Source organism: Pseudomonas sp. B21-048 (genome assembly GCF_024748615.1).
In the GTDB taxonomy this organism is placed as follows: domain Bacteria; phylum Pseudomonadota; class Gammaproteobacteria; order Pseudomonadales; family Pseudomonadaceae; genus Aquipseudomonas.
On the sequence record NZ_CP087168.1, the window covers coordinates 2,147,365 to 2,172,546 of the forward strand.

The following is a 25,182-nucleotide window of genomic DNA, read 5'->3' on the forward strand; positions in this document are numbered from 1 at the left end:
CCACATGAAAGGCATCATTTTGGCCGGAGGCTCCGGCACCCGCTTGCATCCCATTACCCGTGGTGTATCCAAACAGCTGCTGCCGGTCTACGACAAGCCGATGATTTATTATCCGCTGTCGGTATTAATGCTGGCGGGCATTCGCGAGGTATTGATTATTTCCACGCCTCAGGACTTGCCGAACTTCCAGAACCTGTTGGGTGATGGCTCTTCTTTCGGTATTGAACTCAGTTATGCCGAACAACCTTCTCCCGATGGTCTGGCCCAGGCCTTCCTGATCGGCGAGGATTTTATCGGCGACAGTAATGTGGCGCTGATTCTGGGCGACAACATCTTCTACGGTTACGGCTTCAGCGCCTTGCTGCGTGAAGCGTCGCAACGACAGACTGGTGCCACCGTCTTCGGTTATCGAGTCAGTGATCCGGAGCGTTTTGGCGTTGTCGAGTTCGACGATAACGGCAAGGCGATCTCGATCGAAGAGAAGCCAAAACATCCGAAGTCCGACCATGCTGTCACCGGCTTGTATTTCTACGACAAAGACGTGGTGCGCATTGCAAAGCAGGTCAAACCTTCGATCCGCGGCGAACTTGAGATCACGGATGTGAACAACGCGTATCTGCAGCGCGGGGATTTGCACGTCAGTGTGTTGGGACGTGGTTTTGCCTGGCTGGACACCGGGACCCATGATTCGTTGATGGAGGCCGGGCATTTCGTCCAGACCATCGAAGCGCGTCAGGGCTTGAAAGTGGCCTGTCTGGAGGAGGTGGCGTACCACCAGGGTTGGTTGTCGGCCGCGGAACTCGATAAACAAGCCACCGCGTTACATAAAACCGGTTACGGCCAATACTTGGCACGGGTGCTGACTGCGGAGCCCGCGAAATGAAAGTCATCAATACCCGGTTGCCTGGTGTACTGATCATCGAGCCTAAAATCTTCGGCGATGCCCGCGGGTTCTTTCTCGAGAGTTATCACCAGGAGCGTTATCGCGACGCCGGCATCGAATTGCCTTTCGTCCAGGATAATCATTCACGCTCGCAGTATGGCGTGCTGCGTGGTTTGCACTTCCAGCGCACCCGGCCGCAAGGCAAGTTGGTGCGGGTCACCCAAGGTGCGGTGTACGACGTGGTGGTGGACATCAATCCAGAATCCCCCACGTGTGGTGAACATGTGGGCGTCAAGTTGACCGCCGACAACCATCTGCAGCTATGGGTGCCGCCGGGTTATGCCCACGGTTTCTGTGTGCTCAGTGATACCGCCGATTTTCAATACAAGTGCACCGATTTTTATTACCCCGAGGACGAGGGTGGTCTGCTCTGGAATGACCCGGAGCTGGATATTGCCTGGCCGTTGGAGTCACCTCAACTCTCGGATAAAGACTTGCGAAACCCGCGCTTGCGCGCGGTATTGAGCGGTGAATGACTGAGCAATAAGGGTCTATAGTTAACATTAACTATTTATGACCTGATGTTATTTAGCCTTGAATGTTCAATCACAGTAGAACCTTGCGCAATAAGCGTCGGGAAAATCCTGACTAATAATAACAACAGGCGCGAGGGGAAAGTGATCAGCGTTTGGGAGTTTGTGCCGAAAATATCTTGTTGCGTAGTGAACATCTCTGAAAACCGCCTTTTTCCGTCAATACGTCATGCTCCGGCAAACGCTTTTGCGGATGAGGCGACAAAGGTTCGGCGTATGGCATGCACTCCCTATAAATGACATCCTCCAATGGAGGCAATGTGTATGAATTGGCTCGCTCAACGTCGCGGGTATCCGTTCATTGACCTGCTGTTCCATTCCCGGTCCCTTAGTATCAAATCTAATGCAGAGTTGATGTCGAGAAGGAGTCTGATATGAAGAAAGTACTTACGGCCGGCTTGCTGGCTGTCATGAGCACCGCAGCGTTGGCGGCGGATGCACCACCGAGTCAACCGGCGAGCGAAGCCACGAGCGAAGCAGTGAGCGAGCCACTGTCGTTGAACACCCCGCTGGTCGGGGGCGTCACAGTCGCCGAAACCATGGTGGTCGGCGCGGCCATTCTCGGTGCGGCGGCGGCGGCTTCAAACTCCGGTGGCAGTTCCAATGGCGGTACCTCCGGAACGGGTGGCACAACTGGCACAACCGGTACAACCGGCACCAACTAAGACCCCGCGAAGTATGTTGTTCAAGATCACTCAGAACTTTCTGGGTGATCTTGTTTTAGATTTGCCCTCGACTAGCGTAGTGCCATTATGATCCGTAGATTATCTGTTGTTATGCTGGCAAGTATCAGCTTGCACGGCTGTATGTTTTCGCCTGGTCAACACATGGACACCAGTCAAATGGTCAGTGACGGCTCTGGGGAAAGTAGCCGGGTGGAGCTTATTCCCATCACGCCTAAATTGATTGCCATGGATGCCGCCACGCAAGTTCGCGAATCAGTTCCCTCGGCGTTGTTGTCCTATGCGCCGGGCGGTTATCGCGTGGGCGCCAATGACTTGTTGTTTATCACGGTTTGGGATCACCCCGAATTGACGGCGCCTTCGGGGCCGCAACAGCAGCTCGATGCCAACGGTCGTCTGGTTCGTCCTGATGGCACACTGTTTTATCCCTACATCGGGAACATTCCGGCCGCCGGTAAAACCATCGAAGAGTTGCGAGCCTTTATCGCTGAGCGGTTATCGCAATTTGTCGAAAGCCCACAGGTCGACGTCAGCGTATTGCGCTTCGCCAGCCAGACCGTGGTGATTTCCGGCGCGGTGCTCAAAGCTGGCCAGCAGCCGATCACGACCACCCCGCTAAGCGTAGTGGAGGCCGTTGGTGCGGCCGGTGTGGATCCTTCGAATGCAGACTTGTCAGGCCTGACGCTGACCCGCGACGGGCGCGAATACAGGCTGGATCTGGATACCCTCAATCGCCAGGACTCGCAGCTTCAGGGTGTCTACCTCAAAGGGGGCGACCGGCTGTACTTGCCTTATAACGACCTCAAGCGAATCTATGTCATGGGTGAGGTCAACCAGCCTCGCGCGCTGAGCTTCAAGAGCAAATCGATCAACTTGACCGATGCGCTGGGCACGGTAGGGGGCTTGAACCAGACCACCTCCAATGGCAATGCGGTGTACGTGATTCGCGGCGCGGACAAGCTGGAAACCGAACCGGCCAAAGTGTTCCAGCTCGACGCCGAATCGCCTTCAGCCTTGGTGCTGGCCACTCGTTTCGATTTGCAGCCGCAAGACATCGTTTATGTCGGCCCGGCCGGCGTGACGCGCTGGAACCGTCTGATCACCCAGCTTCTGCCGACCGCCAGTGTCCTCGGGACCGGTGCCAGCTCAGTTAACGATATCAGCGAAGCCAACAGCAGATAAGGCTCAATCCCGCCGTGAAAAATTTGCCTACCTTCGCCAGTCTGACGATGGCGCTTTTGTTGTGTGGGTGTAACCCATTGATGAAGGCTTCCTGGGACACGCTTGAAGCGTCCGTCGCGGGGCCTGCCTCCATCAATTTGACCCGCGCTCAGGTCGACGCCGTGCCGTATCCGCAGATCCTGGTCACCACACCCTCCAGCGAGGGGGTGATGGCGATGGCTCGCCGACGGGGCGACCTGCAGTTCTGGGTCGCTTCCGGCAAGCAAGTGTTGATGATGCGCGATGGCCTGGTGGTGCGCACCGTCGGGCTGGGCGTTTCACTGGATGGCACTCGCTTCAATGATGAGTCGCCCTTCAAGCGCGGCCTTCAGCAGTTGCCCGACGGTTACACCAGCACGCGCTGGATCGACATCTACGACGGCAATCGAATCGGTATCGCGGTCAACAGCCGTTTCAGCCCCCACGGCATCGAGACCATCAGCATTTTGGACAAGGATTACGCCTTGCTGCGTATCGACGAGCAGGTGGATGCACCCACCCTGAATTTCCGTGCCACCAACCGTTACTGGGTCGACCCTCAGGACGGTTTCATCCTGCGCAGCGAGCAGCATCTGACGCCGCAGCTGTTCTTGAAAATCCTGCAGGTGCGCCCTGATCGGGGGGCTGCCCGGTGAAGTGTTCGAACCTTATGTTGCTTGGCTTGCTCTTGATCGGCCCGGGCGTGAGCCAGGCGGCCGTCACGGTCAGCGGTGATGTGCGCAGCCCTGGTCATGTCGACATCAAGCCCGGTGCACGCTTGCTGGACGTCATTCGCGATGCCCAACCCAACGCCGAAAGTTACTGGCTGGGTGCGGCGTGGCTACATCGCTCGTTGGAGAATCAGCAAGCGCGATTGAAGGCCGGCGTCCTGTTTGATCTGAAGCTGCTGCAACGGGGTGCCTTGCTGGATGGCAAGGGCACGCGAGCAGATTTGAGCGCGCGCCTGCATGAGCAAATCGAAGGGCTGCCGGTCACCGGACGCCAGGTCGCGGTGCTCGACCCGATCGCCGTGGAAGTGGGATTCGCCAGCAACGCTCTACTGGAGGATGGCGACCGTCTGATGTATCCCGCGCGGCCGTCCACCGTGGAAATCCTCGGGGCGGTTGCTCAGCCTTGTCATGTGCCTTATAGCGCCATGCAGGAAGTCCGCGCCTATGCCCGGCAATGCGCCATCCTCGACGACGCCGAACGCGATTATCTGTGGCTGATCCAGCCCGACGGCCAGGTGCGGCGCGTGGGCGTGGCGGTATGGAATCGTCAGGACGGCGTCGTGGTGGCTCCCGGCAGCAGGATCCTGGTGCCGATCAGGAACGATGATCTTGAGGTACCGACCCCCGAGCTCAATCAACAACTGGCCGAATTTCTCGCCACTCAACCCCTGGCTGAGGTGGCCCCTTGAAGTACTTGTTAAAATTACGTTTCGCTGCCGTGTTGCTCTTGCCCTGCGGATGGGCTCACGGTGAACCGCGTTACACCCAAAGTGATTTCGGTGGCGTCGGCCTGTTACAGACCCCCACCGCACGCATGGCCCCCGCGGGCGAGTTGAGCGCCACGGCCAGTCGTACCGATCCTTACTCGCGCTACAGTTTTTCCTTGCAGCCGTTCGATTGGCTGGAAGGCTCGTTTCGTTACACCGCGATCACCAACCGCAACTACGGTCCGGAGGATTTTAGCGGTGACCAGAGCTTCAAAGACAAGGCCATCGACATCAAGGCGCGGCTTTGGGAAGAAACTCGCTGGGCGCCGCAAGTCGCTATCGGCGCTAGGGACATCGGCGGTACCGGGTTGTTTTCCAGCGAATATTTCGTCGCCAACAAGCGTTATGGCGAGCTGGATTTCAGCCTCGGCATTGCCTGGGGCTATCTGGGTAATCGAGGGGATTTCAGTAACCCGTTTGCGGTCTTCGGCAGCAAGTTCAACGACCGGCCAGAGAGCTCGGCGGCGGTCGCCAGGGCAGGGGACGTGAACACCAACGCGTATTTCAGAGGTCATCCTTCGTTGTTTGGCGGTGTTGCCTACCAAACGCCGTGGGCACCGCTGAGTCTGAAGCTTGAGTACGAGGGCAACGATTACAAGAATGAGCCACTGGACAACGCGATCAAGCAAGACCTGCCGATCAACATCGGCGTGGTCTACAAGCTGGCCGACAGCATCGATTTGAGCGCTGGCTGGGAGCGTGGCAATACGGCGATGTTCGGCATCACGTTGCACACCAACTTTGTCAGCCGCAAGACACCGGTCAAGACGTATGATCCGCCCGCCGAGCCATTGCCGACGCAGGAACCCTCGACCCCGACTGACCAGGTCAATTGGGCCGATGTCTCCAACCGACTGCAACAAAATGCGGGCTACAAGGTGAAACGCATCACCCAACGCGGTTCTGAGCTGATGGTGTATGGCGAGCAGTCTCGCTATTTTTATTCGGCCAAGGCCGTCGGGCGAGCCAGCCGGATTCTCGATAACAGCGTCAATCAGGACATCGACTGGTTCACTCTGGTGAACCAGCGTTATGACATGTCCATCGAGGAAACCAGCGTGCCGCGGGAAACGTTCCGCGCGGTCGTGAACAACGACCAGCCACTGAAGGATCTGCACCGTACGACTGAGGTCAATCCGGCAACGGCGCACCGGGAAACCACGCTCTACACCCAGGCGTTGGAACCGTTCAGTTACGGCCTCGGTCTGGGCTACAAACAGAATATCGGCGGTCCCGACGGACTGCTCTATCAGTTCACCGCCGATGTCGACGCGGAGTACCGCTTCACCCGCAATACCTGGTGGAGCGGCTTGCTCAGTGCCAACTTGCTCAACAACTACGACAAGTTCACCTACGACGCGCCGAGCGGGCTGCCGCGCGTGCGCACCGATCTGCGCCAATACGTGACCACCTCCGATGTGACGATGCCAACGTTCCAGTTCAACCATGCGGCGCAGCTGGATCGGGATTTATACGGCATGGTCTACGGCGGCTATCTGGAATCCATGTTCGCCGGCGTCGGCAGCGAAGTGCTGTATCGACCCACGGGGAAACGCTGGTCGTTGGGCGCAGACCTGAACTTCGTGCGTCAGCGGGACTTTGATCAGGGCTTCGGCCTGCGTGACTACAAGACCGTGACTGGCCATATCACCAGCTATACTGAGCTGCCGAACGACATGCTTGCAGCGGTCAGCGTCGGGCGTTATCTGGCACGGGACTGGGGCACCACCGTCGACTTGTCGCGGGAGTTCAAGAACGGTGTGAAATTTGGCGGTTGGGTCACCCTGACCAGCGCATCGAAGGAGGAGTATGGCGAGGGCAGCTTCGACAAAGGGATCTATGTTTCCATCCCGTTCGACGAGTTGTTGAGTACCTCCACTATGCGCCGGGCCAATATCGTCTGGGCACCGCTGACTCGCGATGGTGGCGCACGCCTGAGTCGTGCCTACTCGCTGCAGACCATGACCGATGGACGTGACAGCGATCTCTTCTACAACAACTTCGAGAAAATTACCGAATGATCACGTGGCTCAAGGGCTTGATCGAATTACCGTTCTGGCTCCGGGGCCTGCTCTTTGTCACGGTGACCGTGATTCTGCTGTTCGCGGGTTTGCGCGCTCAGCCGATCCCGGAGCTGTTCGTCGAAGAGGACAAGCTCCATCACTGGATCGGCTTTCTGGTATTTGCGTGCAGCTGCCGCCTGGCTTTCCCCAATGTGAAGTTACGCTGGATAGCCTTGGGGTGCCTGCTCACCGGCGTACTCATTGAGGTCGCACAAGGCATGATGCCGATGCGCACGGCTTCACCCTACGACATGCTGGCAAATACGATCGGCGTGCTGATGGGGTTATTGATTTCCAGGTACTGGTTGCGCTGAACAGGCGCGACATACCCAAGCAGTCTGCCGGCATGTTGTAACCGTAGATCCTTTCTCTATTCCCCAGTAACACCTCTCTTGCCGATGGTGCGAACACAGGGTCAGCCATGGCGTATCAGGTCATTAAAGTCCTGATTAGCGGCCTCGATGGCGGCAGGGTCAGTCAACGATTCAGCGTAAATTTGGAGCTCCTCAAGTGGCCGATTGTCGATGCTGACTGGATCATTATCGTTCCTGACTTCATCACAATGGGATGCTTGGTGGATTGGTCATTGACTGCAACTATCCACTCTTTTCCTACCAAAAAGGCGTTTCCAATGGCGGGGCTGTCGTTACTGCAGTAAACCCAGTAGACGGCAGGGAAATTATGATAACTCTAAGGCCCGCCGTGAATTATACCTCTGGCGCTATTAGTGTATTTGGGGTTCCGGTCGACGTGTCTGGCGGCACGGCGATAAGAGCAAAAAACAAGACACTGCATTTTATCTACAGGACAGTCGCCAATGGATGGGTGGTGATCAGTGAATCCGCATGGACATAAGCATATTTTTTTCAGGAGAAATCACGGCGAATATTTCTATCGTTCGCTGGCAGTCAAAACGCACTAGGCAGTGTACGAAAAGTAATGTCGCAAACACCTGATGGTGCAAGCCAATGAGACCATCGCGCTAAAACTTTTAGCCAGCTTGTCGTAACAGGTGCCTAAACAGCCGCAGGTCGAGTATATGTGTCAGGTACTATTCGACAGTGGCGTAGCGCTGATTAAGCGCCTGGTGCCGTCCACCTTCGTTGATCGGGCCAGCGATGTTTTTTACGGAGAGTCCGCCGAAGTCACTCGAAAGGTGCAACTGGCGATGGGCATCAAGCTGGAGGTACTGATTCCATGGCCACAGCGACAGGTCAGCGTGGGTTCGCGCAACTTGCACCGGGATCTGTTTACCAACGCGTTCAAGATCGGCCCGCAAGCCCCAGAACCGCTCATGCATTCAGCCTGCGTCGCCTTCGGCATGGAGCGCGTCTGCTGTTGTCGCTGCTGGCGCAGATTGGAAATCCTGACACACTGCTGGCTCTTTACGCGATGTGTTGGGCGACCATCGCGGCAGCCGCGAGACAAAGGAATGTGAATATGCGGCACTGGTTTGACGCAGGGGTGGCGAAAAGAATCGCCATCGTCTCGTTTCCGTTGATGGGGACGATGGTCGGCAATTTATTGATGATGCTTGTCGACAGGCTATGCCTGGCACACTACTCACAAGATACGCTGGCCGCCTCCGGTCCAGCAGTATTCACGAGCATGGCGATTATCGCTTTCTTCTGTAGCACCGTGGGCGTGTCACGTTCCTTTATTGCACAGGCGAATGGTCGATCGGGGCTCAGCGAGGCTTGGAATGAAGCCGCACTGGGGCTGCTCCTTGGTATTGCCTGCGGTGCCCTGCTGTTTGTCGCCGCCCCGCTGATCGCGATGATCCCACAGCTCAGCTCCCGCCCACCGCAGATTGTCAGCCTCGAATCGCAGTACATGCTCTGGGCGGCGATCTTCGGTGGCGTAATGACGATCAACACAGCGCTGTCCTCGTTCTTCAACGGTGTGGGTCGAACCCGCGAAACGCTCATGGTCGGCATCGTTGGTCAAGTAGTCGACTCAATCTTCACCGTCGGCCTGGTCTTCGGAAAGTTCGGGCTGCCCGAAATGGGAATGGCCGGAGCCGCTTTCGGTACGTTGATCGGCACTCTGTCCATGCTGACGTGCTACGCAGTAATGCTGCCTCGAAAAATCTGGCTTGAGTTGATGAACATCTTCATTGCCCGTAGCGAGCGCCTACTGCCCCGGCTGTTTTTCCGGCTGCGTAGAGGTGTTCCCAGTGGCTTATCCGCCGGGGTGGATCAGCTCGGCAACACTGCATTCATCTGGATAGTCGCAGTACTGGGCTCTAGTGCGCTAGCGGCAAACAACGTCAATCTGACGATCAATTACCTGGGCATCATCCCGATCATCGGTTTGGGTATTGGTTGCAGCATTCTGTGCGCCACTGCAGTGGGCAAGGAGCAATACACTGAGTTGGCAACGATCCTACGGGTGACGTTGACCATCGAGCTGCTCTACGTGCTGCTGGTTTCCACCGTTCAAATCACTTTGCCACAGGTCTTGCTCAAGGCTTTCGGCGACCTGGGGCACAACCCGGAGATCGTCGCCCTGGCCATCGATACACAACGCGTACTGTGGACATTCTCCGCCGCCTTTGTCTTCTCTATGACGGGGGCAGCCGTCTTGGAGAGTATTGGCATGGCCAGATTTTCGCTGGTCGTGCGCCTGGTTCTGATGTGGTTTATAAGCATTCCGTTGATCTATTACGTCGCAATGAACAATCGCGATGTCCCGTCGTCGCTGATGACATGCTGGGTCATCGGTTCGGTGTTCGAATTTTTGATTGGCGCAATTTATTTCTGGCGAATCGCCAAAGCCATTCGAGGGGCCGAAAACCGTCTTCACGTCGATCCTCATCCGGCCAGCAAGAGCGCCCTATGAACCTGTATGAAGTCATTCGTTTCGCACCTTTAGCGATCAACTGCTTTACAGGAAGTCTGGCACAACTGTCCAGACGAGGCGGTGTCCTCGTCGATGAAGCACAACTGCTTGAGGCCGGCGACGGCTACCTGTACCGCGCAGGCCTCGATGAATGGGGCATGCCCGAATACACCTTCGCGGTTGAAAACGTCGGTCTTCGTGCTTGCAAGGCATTAGGCGCGCATGTGGCGCGATTGCCGATCGGTACAGATTGGGTCACGCAACTCAAGACGCTACTGATCGAGCACGCCGGCGTAGTCGTGTGGGTCAACTCTGCCTATCTGGATTACGCGCCGGTCTACGGTAGCGACCCGGGTTATATGCACGCAGTGCTAGGCAGTGTACGAAAAGTAATGTCGCAAACACCTGATGGTGCAAGCCAATGAGACCATCGCGCTAAAACTTTTCGCCAGCTTGTCGTAACGGGTGCCTATCCGCCGGTTCTCCTTCAGCCAGCCAAACATGCGCTCGATGATGTTGCGCTGTCGGTACTTGGGCTTGTCGAACAGTCTGGGCAAGCCGGGCTTGGGCTTACGCTTCATGGTGCGCAAAGGAATCACCGGCTGCATCCGGTAGCGGTCGCGATAGCGCCGAAGGTGTTCGGCATCGTATCCCTTGTCCGCCAATAGCCAGCGACAGCGCTTGCGAGGTCGTCCCCTCTGGCTGCTTGGGACTTGAACCTGATCAAGCAACGGCTGCGCATGAGCAATATCGCTGGCCTGTCCACCTGACAGGTTGAAACACAGAGGGATTCCGTTCGAATCGCAGAGCATATGAATCTTGGTCGTGAGACCGCCGCGACTGCAGCCCAGTGCATGGTCTAGCGGTTCTTCAGGCCCCCTTTTTTCCCGGCGCCGGAAGAGGCTCAGGTTGCGCGTACCGCGGTGGAGTTGATCATCCACGTGTCCAGATCGATCAACCCTTGCTCGTTGAGCCTGATATGCAGGCGCTTGAGCATTTAGTCAAAGGCGCCTCGATTGCGCCAGTCGCGAAAGCGTAGATAGACCTTCGACCAGGGGCCGAAACGCTCCGGCATATCGCGCCATGCGGCGCCTGAGCAGAGCACCCACAAGATGCCGTTGAGCATCAGCCGGTCGTCGTGTCGTGGACGTCCCGTTTTCTGATCCTGAGTGATGAGATCTTCGATCATTTCCCAGGATGCACCGCTGAGTTCGTATCGCTTGGCCGTCAGGGGCTCCTGCCGTTGATGGCGGCGATTTTACCCATTTCAGTGTTTCAAGGGTTTTCGTACAGAACCTAGCCTTCCTCGGCATGCAGGCATGGACTAGAGGAAGGCAGCGGCGGGCCCCCTTACTCAGCGATCGGCGTATGGGCCGGGCATCCCATCTTGCGCATCAAATCGACGTCGCAGCGTATACGGTAGAAAACCGCATTGGAGTAGCCATCGTGGTGATAGGAACAGGAAGAGTGAAGTTAGCGGCAACTGGATTTTCGGGGGCGGGATAAAGTTTGAGGTTTAAAAATCCTGCCCTTGAAGCCGTGTTGGTCAACGGGCGGGTGCTCGTGACGTTTGATTGGATGGCATTTGAGAGGAATGCTCCTGCGCAAAATCTTTTTTGCTTCGACTTGTCAGGCAATCTACTTTGGCGAGCACCAGGTATTGGAATGGGGCCGTGGATGCCTATACCGGTGTAACGAACGAGGAGCCATTGTGGGTAGGAAATTTTTCTGGATGCAATTGCCGGATAGATGAAACATCTGGCCAGGTTCTAGAGACTTGCTTCACGAAATAAACATTGCCCGCGTCTCTGAAGACCAAATTAACCACGCGTTAAAGTAAGCATCGCTAGTTGTGGTTATCGCTCATGCGGACCGGAGTGAGATTCTGTCACTTTGCCTTGTCCGACTAATACCCACTGATGCGGCAGCAGCTTGTCGATATCACTTGCCCGCTGCGTCGGCAGCCGCGTCAGCACATCTTTGAGATAGGCAATACGGATTATGCTCATTCATGCGCGCCGACTGGATCAGACTTATGATCGTAGCTGACCGCTTGCCGCTGCGAAGTGGCCAGGCGAACAACCAGTTCGAACATCCAAGCGCCCATGACCTTCTCTGATTTTCGACCGCGTTGTTGTCAATGGGCACAGTGTCGTCCTCGATGTATCGAGTCAGTACGGTCCAGCGCTTTGGCGATAGCCGATCCTTCGGGCGCAAGGTCGTGCTGGGCCAACATCCAGGTATGCAGCGCGTCGTTAGGGGGGCCGCTTTTTCCTGGCGTATTCGCCAACGATCTTCGCCGGTCATCTTCCGCGCTTGCCGTTCAATTTCGTATAACCCACCTATTGAGTGCAATGCCTGTTCGGCCAGTTGGTTTTTTTTGTCGCGTGCAGATCGAAGAACTGGCGGCGGGCGTGGGCCATGCAACCGATTTCGGTGATGCTTTGCTGGAAGCTTGCCTTGTAGCCGGCGAAATAGTCGCACACCAGCTTGCCATTCCACTGGCCCAGGAAATTGCACGCATGTTCGCCGGCACGGCTCGGACTGAAGTCGTAAACCACTGCCTGAGTGCGGAAAAGGGCGTGGTGCAGTAGGCACAGACGTATGCGCGATGGGTTTCTTTTCGCCCGGCGCAAGCATCTGCACCGGCGTCTCGTCAGCGTGGATCACGTCGCGAGCAAGTACTGTTTCACGCAGTGCATCGACCTAGGGCCGGAGCTGCACACCGGTTTGGCCAACCCATTGCGCCAGTGTCGAGCGGGCAATGGCCAAGCCGGAGCGACCAAAGATTTTCTCTTGGCGATACAGCGCAAATGTCCAGCGAACTTGGACACCATCACGTGGGCCAGAAGCCCGGCGGTCGGGATGCCCTTGTCGATTACCTGCGCCGGAACTGGTGCCTGAGTCAGCGTTTCACACTCGCGGCAGACCCATTCCCCGCGCACTTGCTGCCCCACGGTGAACACGCCCGGCGTGTCATCCAGCTTCTCGCTGACGTCCTCGCCGATCCGCTGGAGCTGGCAGCCAAAGACGCATTGGGTGTTGTCTGGTTCGTGATAAATCACGGTACGCGGAAACTGCGCAGGCAAAGGAACACGTTTGGGCTGCTTGCGTGGCTCGGGCCGGCGCAGTCGGCGGAGTCAACGCCCTCAGCTCGGCGTCAATGGCCGCGATGTCGGTATCGAGCAGATCGTCGGGTTTATTATCTTGCCGTTAGCGGACCGGGCTCGGTGCGGATGCTTGTATCGAGCCCCGCCATGGAGAAATGTTGCTACAAGCCGGCAGGCGTAGCCGGTATCGGAAGGCGACAGGGGAGTTAGGAATGGAATGAGACAGCGGGGCGGGCGCTCCGGGGCAGTCAGAGAACCTGACTGCCCCGGTAGCTAAGCTGAAGAATACATGGAGCGAAGGTCGCAGCAGTCAATAAATATCCTTGGAAAAGAGCGTAAAAGGCGTCTTGATCAAGATCTTGATATCAAGCCACAACGACCAGTTGTTGATGTAGTTGAGATCGATCTCCACACGCTTTTGCATCTTGTCGAGGGTTTCGGTTTCGCCACGGCAGCCGCTGATCTGGGCCAGTCCGGTGATGCCCGGTTTGATTCGATGGCGGGCCATGTAGGCTTGAATCTTTCCGGTGTAGTAGTCGTTGTGGGCGATCGCATGGGGTCGTGGTCCCACTAGTGCCATATGGCCTTGCAGCACGTTGAAGAACTGCGGCAGTTCATCGATGGAGGTGCGGCGTATGAAGCGGCCGACCGCAGTGATGCGCGGGTCTTCACGGCCGGCCTGGCGGACCTGATGATCGTCGTGCAGGCGCATGGAGCGGAACTTCCATACCTTGATGACCTTGCCGTTCCAGCCATGCCGTTCTTGTTTGAAGATGATCGGCCCCGGGGAGGAAATTTTCACGGCGGCAGCGATCACCAGAAGCAGCGGGCTGAAGCCGATCAGCGCGAGGGCGGCGAGGCTTCTGTCCAGCAGGGTTTTGCTCAGTGCCGCTGTCGGGTAACTGGTCAGCGGGCTTTCATTGAGATGGATGGCGGGCAGGCCATCCAGTTCGCTGACGGAGTGATTGAGCAGCGTCATGCTGCCCAAGTCGGGAACCCAGACTACATCAACATTCGAGTCGAGAAGGTCGATGTACAACGCTTCGACTTTTTTGGCGTCGCTCAAGGGCAATGCAATGTACAGCCGCCGGATATCGTGCATCTGGATCAGCTCGCGCAGTTCCTGCAACTGACCTACGATCCTGTGCGCATTGACGTTGGTAGACAGCTCATTGGGTTTTGAGCTGATCAGGCCAACCAGCGGTGGAAACTCGGTTTTGGCCAGTTTGTCTGCCAGATTCACCGCCAGTTGGTCAGTACCGATAATCAGCGTGTTGTTCTGGCTGTGCAATTGCCGATGGTAGTGCCTGGAAAAGCTGTGCAAAGGCAGGTACAGCAAAGCCTGCACGCAATAACCGGCCGAGGCCCAGACCAGGATGATTTCCCGAGAGAACAATTCGCTGGTCTTGCTGAGAAAGCCGATGCTGGTCAGTCCGGTCAGTGTCAGCAACCACCCCAGCAACAGACGTCCCAGGCCACTGAGGTAGCCGTGCTGCTTGTGATAGACCAATAGCAGGGAATAGGAAGGGACCGAACCGAGGAAAGTAAGCACGGCAAGCACGCGATAATGCGCTTCAATTTCTCCTGTCTGGTACAGCGCCAGAGCAAATAACAAGGTATTGACCGCCGTGATGGCAATTATCCATTGCCCCCAGAAGGTCAGTCCTTTGGATATGCTGTTTCGATTAATACGATTATGTACCATCGCGGTGTCCTTCGGGCCTGCGCCACGTTGTGTATCAGTCGACGGTTAATAAATGGCAGCCACACACAAGGGCTGAATGAACGCGGTTCAGTCAGGTGCTATTTTTATTATTAGTGAGGAATAACGTTGGCTTATGGCTGGCCATTCTGGCTTTGTTTTCAAGTCAGCTGATACGGTTGTCTCAGTGTCTGGTTTTTATACTAGTACCTAAATCTTTGTGGGTGTCTGACGAATTATAACTGTCAGGCTTCTAGAGGGTTTGTTATAAAAAGTCGCGCTCTTTTATTAGGCAGATGTCACGCGATCCTCTATATAATTGCAGTATTCCGATAAATGCTTGACGTCTAAACGAGGCATGAGTGGAGACAGAACCATGGAATGATCTATGGCGCAAGTGGGCACGAAGGCAAGTTGTTAGATGAGGTGGGTGTATCGGTTATAGCGGGAAATCGCAGGTATTGTTATTGTTTTTGCGATTTCGCTCAGTAAGCGACTCTGATCCGTTGTGCCAGGCAATAGCCGCGGTTTCTAACGGAGCGTATCAGCCGTTCGCCATTGGCGGCGGTCTTAAACTTTTTCTGCAGCCGGCTCAGGCACATTTCCAGACCACTGTACTGTTCCGGGTCTTTATCAATGCGCAGTATAAGATCGTTTTTGCTGAGTACCCGTCGATCGCTGAGAATCAGTTGGGTGAGCATTAATGATTCGGTACCGGTCAATGGAACAGTGATCTCTTCTTTGACCAATGTTCGATCGTCAGCATTGAACCACCAGATATCAGGATTACCCTGAGACTCTTTAACCCGGCTGACTGCCGAGATAAACTCTTCGTCGGCCACCGGCTTCTTGAGAAAGCCATCCACACCAAAGTGCGAAAAGTGATGCAGTTCCGAAGGTTCAGAGTTGGGTGTTATGAGGATGATTTCCGCATCTTTTTGATTTTTACGAATGAAACTGACATCGCTCAGCGATATATCCGCCTGGTCGAGCAGAATGTGCGTGAATTGATTCTTTCGGATGCGTTCGCTGCTGAGTTTACCTGACTCGATTTCACAAGATAAATGCAGGCGTTGTGCGAGCAGCGACTCTATTGCTTGTCGTGCCAGTTGGTCTCGGGTGAAAATCAGAAAGCTGTTATTCGACGTATTCACAATAAGGTTCCTTCCTAGTGTCTATTGCAGTTTTCAAAGCTTAAATAAGCTCGGTCGGCGAGTAATACCTTCCCTGGAAAAAGTCGAAAGGCATGCTGCGAGCCAGTGTGTGTAGTGCTTTGTACTCCACCCGGTCCGCCACGAACTTGATCTTGCTGTCATGGATCATGCCGCTCAGGCAGTCGTAGGATCGGTTGAAAAAGTCCTGGTTGTTTTCGACCATGATGTCGAAATTGGATTGGGTCAGGTCCACTTTTATGTAATCGAACAGCATAGGACTGATCAGTTTTTCCGCAGTGTTGTCACTTAAATCATAGCCTTCGAAAGCGATCTCGATTCCATTGTCTTTTAATAGATGGATGTGATTGATAATGGTTCTTTTTTCCTTCAGGTTGAGCGACAGGAGCAAACTGCTATTAATGCTGGGGATTAGCTGTTGTTCATGCTTTTTGAGTGCCGTTTGCGCCTCGTTCATTTCCTTGATGAGCGTTTTATCCAATAAAGCAGATGGATTCATGGTCACGAACAGTTTGTGGGGCGTCGGTATAGCCTTAATCTGTGCAAGGGCATTCAATTGGACCCGTGACAGAACTTCTCGATAAGTCGCCAAGGGGTGATCGGGGTGCAGTTGTTGGTATCCCTTGTTCAGCGGTGTGTCCTGTCTCATCGCCTTCGCATAAATGTCGCTGCCGAACAGTTCATCGTTTCGTTTGAGAATCGATTGCCTGAAAAATACAAGTGCGATGTTTTCTTGCTCCATGGCTTGCCTACTGGGCTCCATCATTTAAATCCCTTTAAGAATGAAAATTTGCGTGATTGATTGAAACGACGCCTCGAAGCAGTCGGTAGCCATAACCCCGAACACTGTGAATGATGTTAATGCCAAAGTGCTTTTTGATTTTATTTCGAAGCCGGCTTATGGACTTTTCCAGGACGCGTGAATCGTACAGCTTTATATTCAAGCCCATCGATTCAGCCATGCAGTCATGGTGCAGAATATTACCTTCTGCATTAATTAGCGCATCCAGCGCTTTCATTTCCTGGTAGGCCAGATCAAGTTTATATTCGGCGTTGTATAAGTGCAGGCATGTTGGGTCCAGGGTCAACTTGATACGCGTTAACCATTCAGGCGTTTCAAGCAGTTCTGATAGTAGCCTGGCTTTTTCATCCTGATCATTAGGTACCTGGATGCAATGATCGGCGCCAGCGCGATAGCATTCGGTTTTAATATGTGGGGAGCGATAATTGATTGCCATGATAATGGCCAGTTCTGTCGAAGTGGCGCGTATTTGTTTAATCAGTGCCAGGCAATCATTAAAAACAGAGGAACTTTCAATATCGATCAGTACGGTATCGGGCGTATCAACGCTTAAGGTGTGTGGGTCTTCTAATGTATAAACATTTGTAATATTTGGTAAAACAAATTGGAAAAGTTTTTCTGTCGGACGCCACGTACGTCCAATAGCGAGAATACCCCCTTGGCTATTTTCAATTTTGATATCATTACTCATCATGTAAATTACTCATATGTGCTGGCGTTGCAATCTTAATACACAAAATACTGAAATTATCTGACTTTTTATAACATTTCCCGCCGTCAACACACGCCATTCCATCGCTGGTAGTTTTGAGCTGATTCAATGGAACCGGCAACTGCGCGGGCGTAAGCCATTTGTTTGAGGGAGGGTCGGCTTAGTTAGTGTGTCCTTTCGGTCGTACTTTAGGTTGACTTTTCTATAAGCAGTTCAATGCGGGCTTGCCGTCAACGAGGGCTATAGAATGAGGCATAAGTGATAGCGCTTGCGTATGAACTGGGCACGGGCTCGCATTTTTGCAAACTTGAAATTGATTTATAAGGATATTCCATGGTGTTCTATGATGATAGGGTGCGTGTTCGAGAGGCAAGCCGTACATTGATCGCCTCTTTTTGGGGCAAGGAGATTGGGCACTATATTAGTTGACTGATTCAGTATGATATTCGTAATATTTATGCCGAAAGCTGAATTTGTGGATGAGTTGTTATTCTGTTTGGTTATTGAATCAAAAATCAAAAAACTGATATTAAAGAGCCATTAATGAGCCATTAAAGAGCCAGTAGTTTTATGGACTAACTGGGGAGATGGCCAGTTGCTGATCCGTATTATCCATGCCACGTCAAATCGACTCGACCCATTTCGAAACTGACGCCCCTTGCCGGGTCCGCGACCTGTAGACGTGTAGGAATGATCTGGCCTGGCAGGCTTTGGGCGTAGGCGGTGAAGGCGGCGTGTATCGATCAACTCGTTCCGGACAGATGCATTTTCCACTGTCGAGGTGTCCGGGGAAATTAGACCACTGCAGCCTTGCGGTCGCCGTTGAAGATCAGGTAGGGATTGATTTTCATGTGTTGCTCCCAGTCATGGAGTGAGCAAATCAGGGAGCTCGAATCCCGATGGGTATTGATTCCCCTGACAAAGCGCCAAACGTGGCGAGCAGTGGTATTTTCTAGGTGTTTTCTCAAGGCGCAGGCGAGGTTTATCGCCTTCCTCCGTAAAGAAAACCTAGCGTGGATGCGCATTCCACTTTTGAAAGCTGTCGTGTTTCTCTGATATCAGCCACCAGGTCCAATGCCCTATGCCTGTTTTTACCCGTTTCGTCTCTCTGCTCGATCAGGCGAGGCAGGCCTTGTTGCTGGTCTGGGGAACGTCTCGTGGGCTGTTTCTGGGGCTGGTAGTGGCGACGCTGATTGCCGGTGTCCTGCCGGCGTTGGCGGCCTGGTTGGGACAGCGGATTGTCGACGCCGTGGTCACTGCCATGCAATTGCACGCCCAGCAGGGCATTGCGCCGTTGTGGCCGGTTGTGCGGTATGTGCTGTTTGAAGCGGGCGTGCTGGCGCTGTTGTCCGGGACGCAACGCGCACTGTCGGTTCAGCAATCGTTGTTGCGGGTGCAGTTGGGGCAGAAGGTCAACACGCTGATTCTGGAGAAGGCCCAGACGTTATCGTTGGTGCAATTCGAGAATTCCGAGTTCTACGACAAGCTGGTACGGGTGCGACGCGAAGCATCGACACGGCCGCTGGCGCTGGTAATGAAGTCGCTGGGGCTGATCCAGAACCTCATCGTGCTGATCAGCTTCGGCGTATTACTGGTGCATTTTTCGCCGTGGGCGCTGGTGTTGCTGGTCGTGGGGGCATTGCCGGTGTTCTTTGCCGAAGCGCACTTTTCCGGGGATGCCTTTCGACTATTCACGCGCCGGGCACCGGAGAGTCGACAGCAGAATTACATCGAAACACTGCTTTCCCATGAGGGTTACATCAAAGAGGTAAAACTGTTCGGCTTCGCGCCGCTGCTGTTGCAACGTTATAGGGACACGTTTGCTCGTCTTTACGCCGAAGACCGGCGCCTGACGCTGCGTCGCGACGGCTGGGGTTTTGTGCTGGGGCTGCTGGGTACTGCTGCGTTTTATCTGGCCTATGCCTGGGTCGTGGTCGATAGCGTTCACGGCAACATCAGCCTGGGGCAGATGACCATGTACCTGGTGCTGTTCAAGCAGGGGCAGGCCGCCGTGAGCAGCAGCCTGAGCGCGATCAGCGGTCTCTACGAAGATGGCCTTTACCTGTCGAGCCTCCATGAATATTTGGCCGAGCCGGTTATTGCCGATAGCGGAACGTTGACCGTTGGCGCGGTGCCCGACGATGGTTTGCGTTTCGAGAACGTCGGTTTCCGTTATCCGGGGGCGAGCTGCCCCGCTTTGCAAGGAATCGATCTGCACCTGCTGCCCGGGCACAGCGTTGCGCTGGTGGGAGAAAACGGTTCGGGCAAAACCACGCTGATCAAGTTGCTGACTCGGCTGTATTGCCCCGATCAGGGTCGTATTTTACTGGACGGCAGCGATTTGCAGTCTTGGGACGAAGAGGCGCTGAGACGGCGCATCGGGGTGATTTTCCAGGATTACATTCGCTATCAGTTCTCTGTGGGCGAGAACATTGGCGTGGGCGATACCCTGGCGTTCAACGATGAAGTGCGTTGGCAGCAAGCGGCCGCCGAGGGTATGGCTGCGCCCTTCATCGAGCGTCTGGATCGCGGTTACGCCACGCAACTGGGTCGGTGGTTTGCCGGTGGACAGGAGCTGTCCGGTGGGCAATGGCAAAAGGTCGCCTTGTCTCGCGCCTACATGCGCCGCGACGCCGATATCCTGATCCTGGATGAGCCGACTTCGGCCCTGGACCCGGCGGCGGAAGCGGCGGTGTTCGAGCATTTCAGTCAACACACCGAAGGCCGCATGACATTGCTGATTTCTCACCGGTTTTCCAGCGTGCGCAATGCCGACCACATCATCGTGCTCGACCAGGGGGTGATCCTTGAGCGAGGTGATCACGACAGCCTGGTCGCGGCAGGTGGGCGCTATGCACAGTTATTTAACGTGCAGGCCCGTGGTTATCGTTAGCGCCTCAATTCCCACAGGGGATTTGTGCCGGCCAGCGGGCCGTTTTTTGTGCCTGGTGATACGGACTAATGTGGCGAGGGGACAAGCCCCCTCGCCACAAGGTGTGGCGCTTCACGGCATTTGCGGCAATTCTTGCGGCCGCAAATCAAACACCAGCACCTCGGCATCCACGCCATTGCTCAACGTCAGTACCTGTTCTTCGCGAACTCGCACACCATCGCCTTCCTGCAATGGCATGCCGTTCAACTCGACACTGCCGTGCGCGACATGCACGTAGGCATAGCGATTGGCAGACAGTTCCAGCGTGGCGCTTTCCGGGCCGTCGATCAGGCCGGCATATACCCGCGCATCCTGCCGGACTTTCAGCGAACCGTTGGCCCCGTCAGGGGAGATGATCAACTGTAACCGTCCACGTTTTTTCTGCGTGCTGAAGTGCTCTTGCTGGTAGCGCGGTTTGGCGCCGCTAACCTCCGGCACGATCCAGATTTGCAGGAAGTGCACCGGGCGTGTCGATGAGTGATTGTATTCACTGTGCGCGACACCGCTGCCGGCACTCATCAATTGCACGTCACCGGGGCGGATCACCGAACCGGTGCCCAAGGTGTCCTTGTGTTCCAGCGCGCCTTCGAGCACATAGGAGAAAATCTCCATGTCGCGGTGCGGGTGCTGGCCAAAGCCTTTACCGGCGGCCACGCGGTCGTCGTTGATCACCAGAAGATCAGAAAAACCCTGCTCACGCGGGTTGCGGTAATTGGCGAAGGAGAAGGTATGGAACGACTTCAACCAACCGTGATTGGCCGCGCCGCGATCCGAAGCTTTACGAAGGGTCAGCATGATGAAATTTCCTGTCAGGACGGGAATTCGTCCGAAAGAGGAGAAGGTTAATGTTTACCGTTGAGTGCAATAAGTAGGTGGAAATTGAAATACTGTCTCTCTCAGGTTGACAGTTTTGCGCGCGAGTTCACGTATCCTTGTTGTTACATTTGGCCATAATGCTCAGTGCTGAGCCTATGTTCCCTCTTCCCCTGATATCAGTGATGTCCAATCCATGAAAACCGTGGCAATGGTGCTGTTCCCCGACTTTCTTCTGCTCGACATGGCCGGTCCCATGGAGGTGTTTTCCATCGCCAATCGTTATCTGCAAGCGGGCGACCATTACGAGTTGTTGACCATCGGCACCGAGCATGGCGCATTGCGCGCCTCAAACGGCGTCAACGTTCAGGCCGATCTGCATATTGATCAGGCAAACGGGCGCTATGACGTGTTGCTGGTGCCGGGCGGGCCGGGAGCCTACAACGAAAAACATCCGTCGCTGCTCGGCTGGCTTCAGGGCGCCGTCACCCGGGCGAACCGTTATGGCTCGATTTGCACCGGCGCGTTCGTGCTCGGGCATGCCGGGTTATTGGACGGCTATCGCGTGACCACTCACTGGCATTACACCGAACGCCTGATCAAAGGCTTTCCCAAGGCCACTGTCGAGACCGATCAGATTTACGTGCAGGACCGCAATCTCATCACCTCCGGCGGTGTTACCGCAGGCATCGACCTGGCGTTGGCGGTGGTTGCCCAGGACCATGGCAAAAAAGTCGCCCAGGACGTCGCCAAAGTGTTGCTGGTGGTGATGAAACGCCAGGGTGGGCAAGCGCAGTTCAGTCCGTTGACGGCGGCAGTGGCCCCCCATGAAACACCGATCACCCGGGTGCAGAACCATGTGCTCGAACACCTCGATGAAGCCTTCAGCATCGAACGCATGGCCAGCCTGGTGAACATGAGTGCGCGGCACTTCGCCAGGGTTTTCACCCGGGAAGTGAACATGACGCCGATGGAATTTCTGCAAAGTGCGCGCATCGACCGCGCCAGGAACCTGCTGGAAACCGGTGACCTGCCGCTCAAGACCGTGGCCTATAAAAGTGGCTTTGGCAGCGTGCGGCACATGCGTTTTCTGTTCAGTGAAAAGCTCGGTCTGACCCCCACCCAGTACCGCGAACAGTTCAGCTAGCGCTTCCTCGTCCGTTGCGCGCATCGTGATGGCCGTGACGCTCCTCCCACGGCCGTTGTACCGCCACCCATGCCTGCCAAGATACCCGTGAACTCTTTGTTATGGAGCAGCGGGAGCCTGGATGGAGGGAGGCATGGATGTCGCACGTGGTATCCGGGGATGCTCCTCAGGTTCTTTCGGCAGCGCAATGCAGCCTCGAGCAACTGTCGGCGGCGCACAGCGGCTGATGCATTCCCCTCAATCTCATCGCCTCGTATTTATTGGGCGCGGCGCTGGCGCAGGGGTAACCGAGTCTGTGGGAGCACTGTTGAAAACTAACAACGTTTAACTCGTCCTGCGCCCGGTCTACGCTCAAAAATCCAATTCTTCAAGTACCACCGAAGGCACACTCCTTCCTGCAACAAAAAGCGTACCGCAAAAAGGATGAACATTTCTGGAGGCGCCGGAATGAGCAACGTGGTGGTGGTCTATCACAGCGGCTACGGGCACACCTGAGTCATGGCCGAAGCCGTGGGGCAGGGTGTGGAGCGACCTTGCACCACCGCCCGAAGATCGCCGCACTGCCGCGCATTTGGGCGAACGCGTGGCACGCCTGGCCGAACGAATGGCCCGCACCTCTTATTAACCGCCGCAAAAAAACCTGCATGAGGAAACATCACGATGAGCACCTTTACCTCCCGAGACGGCACCGAGATTTACTACAAGGATTGGGGCAGCGGTCAGCCGATCGTCTTCAGCCACGGTTGGCCATTGAACGCCGACAGCTGGGAGTCGCAGATGATCTTCCTGGCCTCCAAAGGGTACCGGGTCATCGCCCATGATCGCCGTGGTCACGGTCGTTCGAGCCAGCCATGGTCCGGCAATGAGATGGACACTTACGCCGATGACCTGGCGCAACTGATCGAGCATCTGGATCTGCATGATGCCGTCCTGTTCGGCTTCTCCACCGGCGGTGGCGAAGTGGCGCGCTACATCGGTCGCCACGGCACCGGTCGCGTGGCCAAGGCCGGGTTGATTTCCTCGGTGCCGCCGTTGATGCTCAAGACCGAGGCCAACCCCGGCGGCTTGCCGCTGGAAGTGTTCGATGGCATTCGTCAGGCGTCCCTGGTCGACCGTTCGCAGCTGTACAAGGATCTGGCCAGCGGTCCGTTCTTTGGCTTCAATCGCCCGGGGGCCAAGCCGTCCCAAGGCATGATCGACTGGTTCTGGCTGCAGGGCATGATGTCCGGACACAAGAATGCCTATGACTGCATCAAGGCGTTCTCCGAAACCGACTTCACCGAAGACCTGAAGAAGTTCGATGTGCCGACCCTGGTGGTGCATGGCGACGATGACCAGGTCGTGCCGATCGAAGCCGCTGGTATCGCTGCGGCGAAACTGGTCAAGGGTTCTACGCTGAAAGTCTACCCGGGGGCGCCCCACGGCCTGACCGATACCCACAAGGACCAACTCAACGAGGATCTGCTGGCGTTCATTAAAGGCTGATCAAAATCAAAAGATCGCAGCCACCTGCAGCGCTTACACGGCTATGTGTATACCGCAGGCCTGCGATCTTTTGCGCTTGAGCGAGGGCAGGGCACGCACGGTCCGGCAACGCCAGGCGAACGGTGTAATGCCTTCGCTGCGGATGAAAATATGGGAAAAATGCGCCTGATCACAGAAGCCGCACTCCAGACTGATTTGCGTCAGGGTCAGGTCTGTATTCTGGATCAATTGCTTGGCCCGCACGATGCGTTGCTGGCCAATCCAGTCTTGCGGCGAGAGGCCGGTGCTGCACTTGAACGCACGGGAAAAATGACTGCTGTGCAGAGGGTTTCATTCTTGGTCGAGAGGGCTTTGCTTGCGAGTTGAACGTTGTTAATTGCGCAGTCGGGGCCCAAGGGCAAAAACACCTCAACTGAGCACATCGCTGCAATTCGTACCCGCGCAGGGTCGTGCAAGATTGACCTCTTGTGGCGGACTCGGCTGCTCCGCTTTTTCTGACCTCGATCAAGGGTGATCTCATGAAGCATTCCAACATTTGCATGCTTGGCGGCCTCGGCCTGGCGTTGGCGCTGATGTCCGGCACCAGCCTGGCCCAGGCACCGGCTCAGGTGAACACTCAGGTGCCCGGTTATTACCGGCTCGCGGTCGGCGACTACGAGGTGACGGCGTTGTTCGATGGCTACAACGACCTGTCGCCCAAACTGCTCGACGGCCTGAGCCAAAACCAGATCCGCGCGTTGTTGGCGCGTCGCTCGATTGAAACACCGGGCGTGCAAACCGCGTTCAATGCGTTTCTGGTGAACACCGGCAAACGACTGATTCTGGTCGACACAGGGGCGGGGCAGTGCATCGGCGCCACGGCGGGTCAGCTGTCGGCGAACATGAAAGCCGCCGGTTATCAGCCGGAACAGGTCGACACCATCCTGCTCACCCACTTGCATCTGGATCATGTGTGCGGGTTGGTGGACGGGCAGCAGAAACCAGTGTTCGCCAACGCAACGGTCTACGCGGCCAAGGCCGAAGCCGATTACTGGCTTGACCCGCAGGCCATGGCCAAGGCGCCGGCCGGTGCCAGGGAATTTTTCAAGATCGCCCAGGACTCCACCGCGCCGTACATCGCCGCTGGCCGCTTCAAGACCTTTACTGTCGGGCAGTCGCCAGTGCCGGGCGTCGTCGATGCCGAGCTGGAAGCCGGGCACACACCGGGCAGTACCACCTATCGGTTCAATTCCCAGGGCCAGAGTATTTTGTTCATGGGCGATCTGGTGCATAACCTGGCGGTGCAGTTCGAGCATCCCGAGGTATCGATTCATTTCGATGTCGACAGCCAACAAGCGATCAAGAGCCGCGCCAAGGTTTTCAGCGATGCGGCGGCCAGCAAGATCTGGGTCACGGCGGCGCATTTGCCGTTTCCAGGGGTCGGCCATATCACTGCGGTGGGCAAGCATTTCCAGTGGGTGCCCATCGAGTACGGGCCTTACAAACGAGCGACGAAAGTGCCTTTGATCGAGTAAAGTCCGACAGATTCGCGCCTGGCTGAACACAA

At 55.7% G+C, this 25,182-nt stretch carries 25 protein-coding genes and 4 pseudogenes; 15 read left to right on the top strand and 14 right to left on the bottom strand.

The annotated features are described in order from the left end of the window. Positions 1-4: 4 nt before the first annotated feature. The 9 genes from rfbA (at position 5) to LOY56_RS10035 (ending at position 7,578) form a co-directional block, all read left to right on the top strand. The gene (gene rfbA / locus LOY56_RS09995) at positions 5-883 is read left to right on the top strand and encodes a glucose-1-phosphate thymidylyltransferase RfbA (protein ID WP_258621392.1); all 879 of its coding nucleotides are present in this window, start codon (positions 5-7) and stop codon (positions 881-883) included. Continuing rightward, a complete protein-coding gene (rfbC, locus tag LOY56_RS10000; protein ID WP_258621394.1) occupies positions 880-1,419 on the top strand; it encodes a dTDP-4-dehydrorhamnose 3,5-epimerase in 540 nt (179 codons plus the stop codon). Before rfbA ends, rfbC begins: the two co-directional genes overlap by 4 nt. A 431-nt stretch (positions 1,420-1,850) precedes the next feature. Continuing rightward, the gene (locus LOY56_RS10005) at positions 1,851-2,141 is read left to right on the top strand and encodes a hypothetical protein (RefSeq protein ID WP_258621396.1); all 291 of its coding nucleotides are present in this window, start codon (positions 1,851-1,853) and stop codon (positions 2,139-2,141) included. A gap of 87 nt (positions 2,142-2,228) precedes the next feature. Beyond that, complete coding sequence (locus tag LOY56_RS10010) at positions 2,229-3,341, top strand: polysaccharide biosynthesis/export family protein (RefSeq protein WP_258621398.1); 1,113 nt, start codon at positions 2,229-2,231, stop codon at positions 3,339-3,341. A gap of 14 nt (positions 3,342-3,355) precedes the next feature. Beyond that, positions 3,356-4,015, top strand: a complete 660-nt coding sequence (locus LOY56_RS10015) for a YjbF family lipoprotein (RefSeq protein ID WP_309474878.1) — start codon at positions 3,356-3,358, stop codon at positions 4,013-4,015. Then, positions 4,012-4,779, top strand: coding sequence for a capsule biosynthesis GfcC family protein (locus LOY56_RS10020; protein ID WP_258621402.1), 768 nt, complete (start codon positions 4,012-4,014; stop codon positions 4,777-4,779). Before LOY56_RS10015 ends, LOY56_RS10020 begins: the two co-directional genes overlap by 4 nt. A 5-nt stretch (positions 4,780-4,784) precedes the next feature. Beyond that, positions 4,785-6,878 (top strand): YjbH domain-containing protein, encoded by a 2,094-nt coding sequence (locus LOY56_RS10025; RefSeq protein WP_309474885.1) that lies wholly within the window; start codon positions 4,785-4,787, stop codon positions 6,876-6,878. After that, complete coding sequence (locus tag LOY56_RS10030; RefSeq protein ID WP_258621406.1) at positions 6,875-7,234, top strand: VanZ family protein; 360 nt, start codon at positions 6,875-6,877, stop codon at positions 7,232-7,234. Before LOY56_RS10025 ends, LOY56_RS10030 begins: the two co-directional genes overlap by 4 nt. Before the next feature lie 107 nt (positions 7,235-7,341). Then, positions 7,342-7,578 carry a hypothetical protein gene (locus tag LOY56_RS10035; protein ID WP_258621407.1) on the top strand — a complete coding sequence of 79 codons (237 nt, stop codon included), beginning with the start codon at positions 7,342-7,344 and terminating at the stop codon, positions 7,576-7,578. A gap of 260 nt (positions 7,579-7,838) precedes the next feature. On the opposite strand, the pseudogene LOY56_RS10040 reads toward LOY56_RS10035, so the two are convergent. Together LOY56_RS10040 and LOY56_RS10045 are read right to left on the bottom strand one after the other, a co-directional pair. Beyond that, a pseudogene (locus tag LOY56_RS10040) lies at positions 7,839-7,940 on the bottom strand (IS5/IS1182 family transposase); the annotation flags it as partial. A 31-nt stretch (positions 7,941-7,971) separates the two neighbouring features. Next, positions 7,972-8,220 carry a hypothetical protein gene (locus tag LOY56_RS10045; protein WP_258621409.1) on the bottom strand — a complete coding sequence of 83 codons (249 nt, stop codon included), beginning with the start codon at positions 8,218-8,220 and terminating at the stop codon, positions 7,972-7,974. Positions 8,221-8,258: 38 nt separating this feature from the next. Here LOY56_RS10045 and LOY56_RS10050 point away from each other — a divergent pair, with 38 nt between their 5' ends. Together LOY56_RS10050 and LOY56_RS10055 are read left to right on the top strand one after the other, a co-directional pair. Next, complete coding sequence (locus LOY56_RS10050; RefSeq protein ID WP_258621411.1) at positions 8,259-9,761, top strand: MATE family efflux transporter; 1,503 nt, start codon at positions 8,259-8,261, stop codon at positions 9,759-9,761. After that, positions 9,758-10,186: a hypothetical protein gene (locus LOY56_RS10055; RefSeq protein WP_258621413.1), complete on the top strand. Its 429-nt coding sequence runs from the start codon at positions 9,758-9,760 to the stop codon at positions 10,184-10,186. The genes LOY56_RS10050 and LOY56_RS10055 overlap by 4 nt, the downstream gene beginning before the upstream one ends. On the opposite strand, the pseudogene LOY56_RS10060 reads toward LOY56_RS10055, so the two are convergent. The 10 genes and pseudogenes from LOY56_RS10060 to LOY56_RS10085 all read right to left on the bottom strand — a co-directional run bounded on the left by LOY56_RS10060 (position 10,133) and on the right by LOY56_RS10085 (position 17,241). Beyond that, positions 10,133-10,950: pseudogene (locus LOY56_RS10060) on the bottom strand (IS5 family transposase). The gene LOY56_RS10055 and the pseudogene LOY56_RS10060 sit on opposite strands and share 54 nt — an antisense overlap. Positions 10,951-11,617: 667 nt before the next feature. Then, positions 11,618-11,770, bottom strand: coding sequence for a transposase domain-containing protein (locus tag LOY56_RS26980; protein WP_408980356.1), 153 nt, complete (start codon positions 11,768-11,770; stop codon positions 11,618-11,620). Beyond that, entirely contained in the window at positions 11,703-12,068 is a 366-nt protein-coding gene (locus LOY56_RS26985; RefSeq protein WP_408980357.1) for a transposase, read from the bottom strand. Before LOY56_RS26985 ends, LOY56_RS26980 begins: the two co-directional genes overlap by 68 nt. 35 nt (positions 12,069-12,103) lie before the next feature. Beyond that, positions 12,104-12,322, bottom strand: a complete 219-nt coding sequence (locus tag LOY56_RS26990; protein ID WP_408980380.1) for a transposase — start codon at positions 12,320-12,322, stop codon at positions 12,104-12,106. Positions 12,323-12,467: 145 nt separating this feature from the next. Next, entirely contained in the window at positions 12,468-12,533 is a 66-nt protein-coding gene (locus LOY56_RS26995) for a hypothetical protein (protein WP_408980381.1), read from the bottom strand. A gap of 191 nt (positions 12,534-12,724) precedes the next feature. Further along, positions 12,725-12,826: pseudogene (locus LOY56_RS27000) on the bottom strand (hypothetical protein); the annotation flags it as partial. Positions 12,827-13,181: 355 nt separating this feature from the next. After that, positions 13,182-14,576 (bottom strand): undecaprenyl-phosphate glucose phosphotransferase, encoded by a 1,395-nt coding sequence (locus tag LOY56_RS10070; protein ID WP_258621415.1) that lies wholly within the window; start codon positions 14,574-14,576, stop codon positions 13,182-13,184. Positions 14,577-15,058: 482 nt separating this feature from the next. After that, on the bottom strand, positions 15,059-15,727 hold the full coding sequence (locus tag LOY56_RS10075; protein WP_258621417.1) for a winged helix-turn-helix domain-containing protein: 669 nt from the start codon (positions 15,725-15,727) through the stop codon (positions 15,059-15,061). Between the two features lie 40 nt (positions 15,728-15,767). After that, positions 15,768-16,511 carry an EAL domain-containing protein gene (locus tag LOY56_RS10080; protein ID WP_258621419.1) on the bottom strand — a complete coding sequence of 248 codons (744 nt, stop codon included), beginning with the start codon at positions 16,509-16,511 and terminating at the stop codon, positions 15,768-15,770. Between the two features lie 10 nt (positions 16,512-16,521). Beyond that, a complete protein-coding gene (locus tag LOY56_RS10085; protein ID WP_258621421.1) occupies positions 16,522-17,241 on the bottom strand; it encodes a winged helix-turn-helix domain-containing protein in 720 nt (239 codons plus the stop codon). Positions 17,242-18,340: 1,099 nt separating this feature from the next. Here LOY56_RS10085 and LOY56_RS10090 point away from each other — a divergent pair. Beyond that, positions 18,341-20,152, top strand: a complete 1,812-nt coding sequence (locus tag LOY56_RS10090; protein ID WP_258621423.1) for an ABC transporter ATP-binding protein — start codon at positions 18,341-18,343, stop codon at positions 20,150-20,152. Between the two features lie 111 nt (positions 20,153-20,263). On the opposite strand, the gene LOY56_RS10095 is transcribed toward LOY56_RS10090, so the two are convergent. Next, positions 20,264-20,986: a pirin family protein gene (locus LOY56_RS10095; protein WP_258621425.1), complete on the bottom strand. Its 723-nt coding sequence runs from the start codon at positions 20,984-20,986 to the stop codon at positions 20,264-20,266. A gap of 214 nt (positions 20,987-21,200) precedes the next feature. Between LOY56_RS10095 and LOY56_RS10100 the strand changes: the two genes are divergently transcribed. Together LOY56_RS10100 and LOY56_RS10105 are read left to right on the top strand one after the other, a co-directional pair. Continuing rightward, the gene (locus LOY56_RS10100; RefSeq protein WP_258621427.1) at positions 21,201-22,151 is read left to right on the top strand and encodes a GlxA family transcriptional regulator; all 951 of its coding nucleotides are present in this window, start codon (positions 21,201-21,203) and stop codon (positions 22,149-22,151) included. A gap of 660 nt (positions 22,152-22,811) precedes the next feature. Continuing rightward, positions 22,812-23,636: an alpha/beta fold hydrolase gene (locus LOY56_RS10105; RefSeq protein WP_258621430.1), complete on the top strand. Its 825-nt coding sequence runs from the start codon at positions 22,812-22,814 to the stop codon at positions 23,634-23,636. Positions 23,637-23,669: 33 nt separating this feature from the next. On the opposite strand, the pseudogene LOY56_RS10110 reads toward LOY56_RS10105, so the two are convergent. Further along, positions 23,670-23,960: pseudogene (locus LOY56_RS10110) on the bottom strand (helix-turn-helix transcriptional regulator); the annotation flags it as partial. Positions 23,961-24,154: 194 nt separating this feature from the next. Here LOY56_RS10110 and LOY56_RS10115 point away from each other — a divergent pair. Further along, complete coding sequence (locus LOY56_RS10115; protein ID WP_258621431.1) at positions 24,155-25,150, top strand: MBL fold metallo-hydrolase; 996 nt, start codon at positions 24,155-24,157, stop codon at positions 25,148-25,150. The last annotated feature ends 32 nt before the right edge of the window (positions 25,151-25,182 follow it).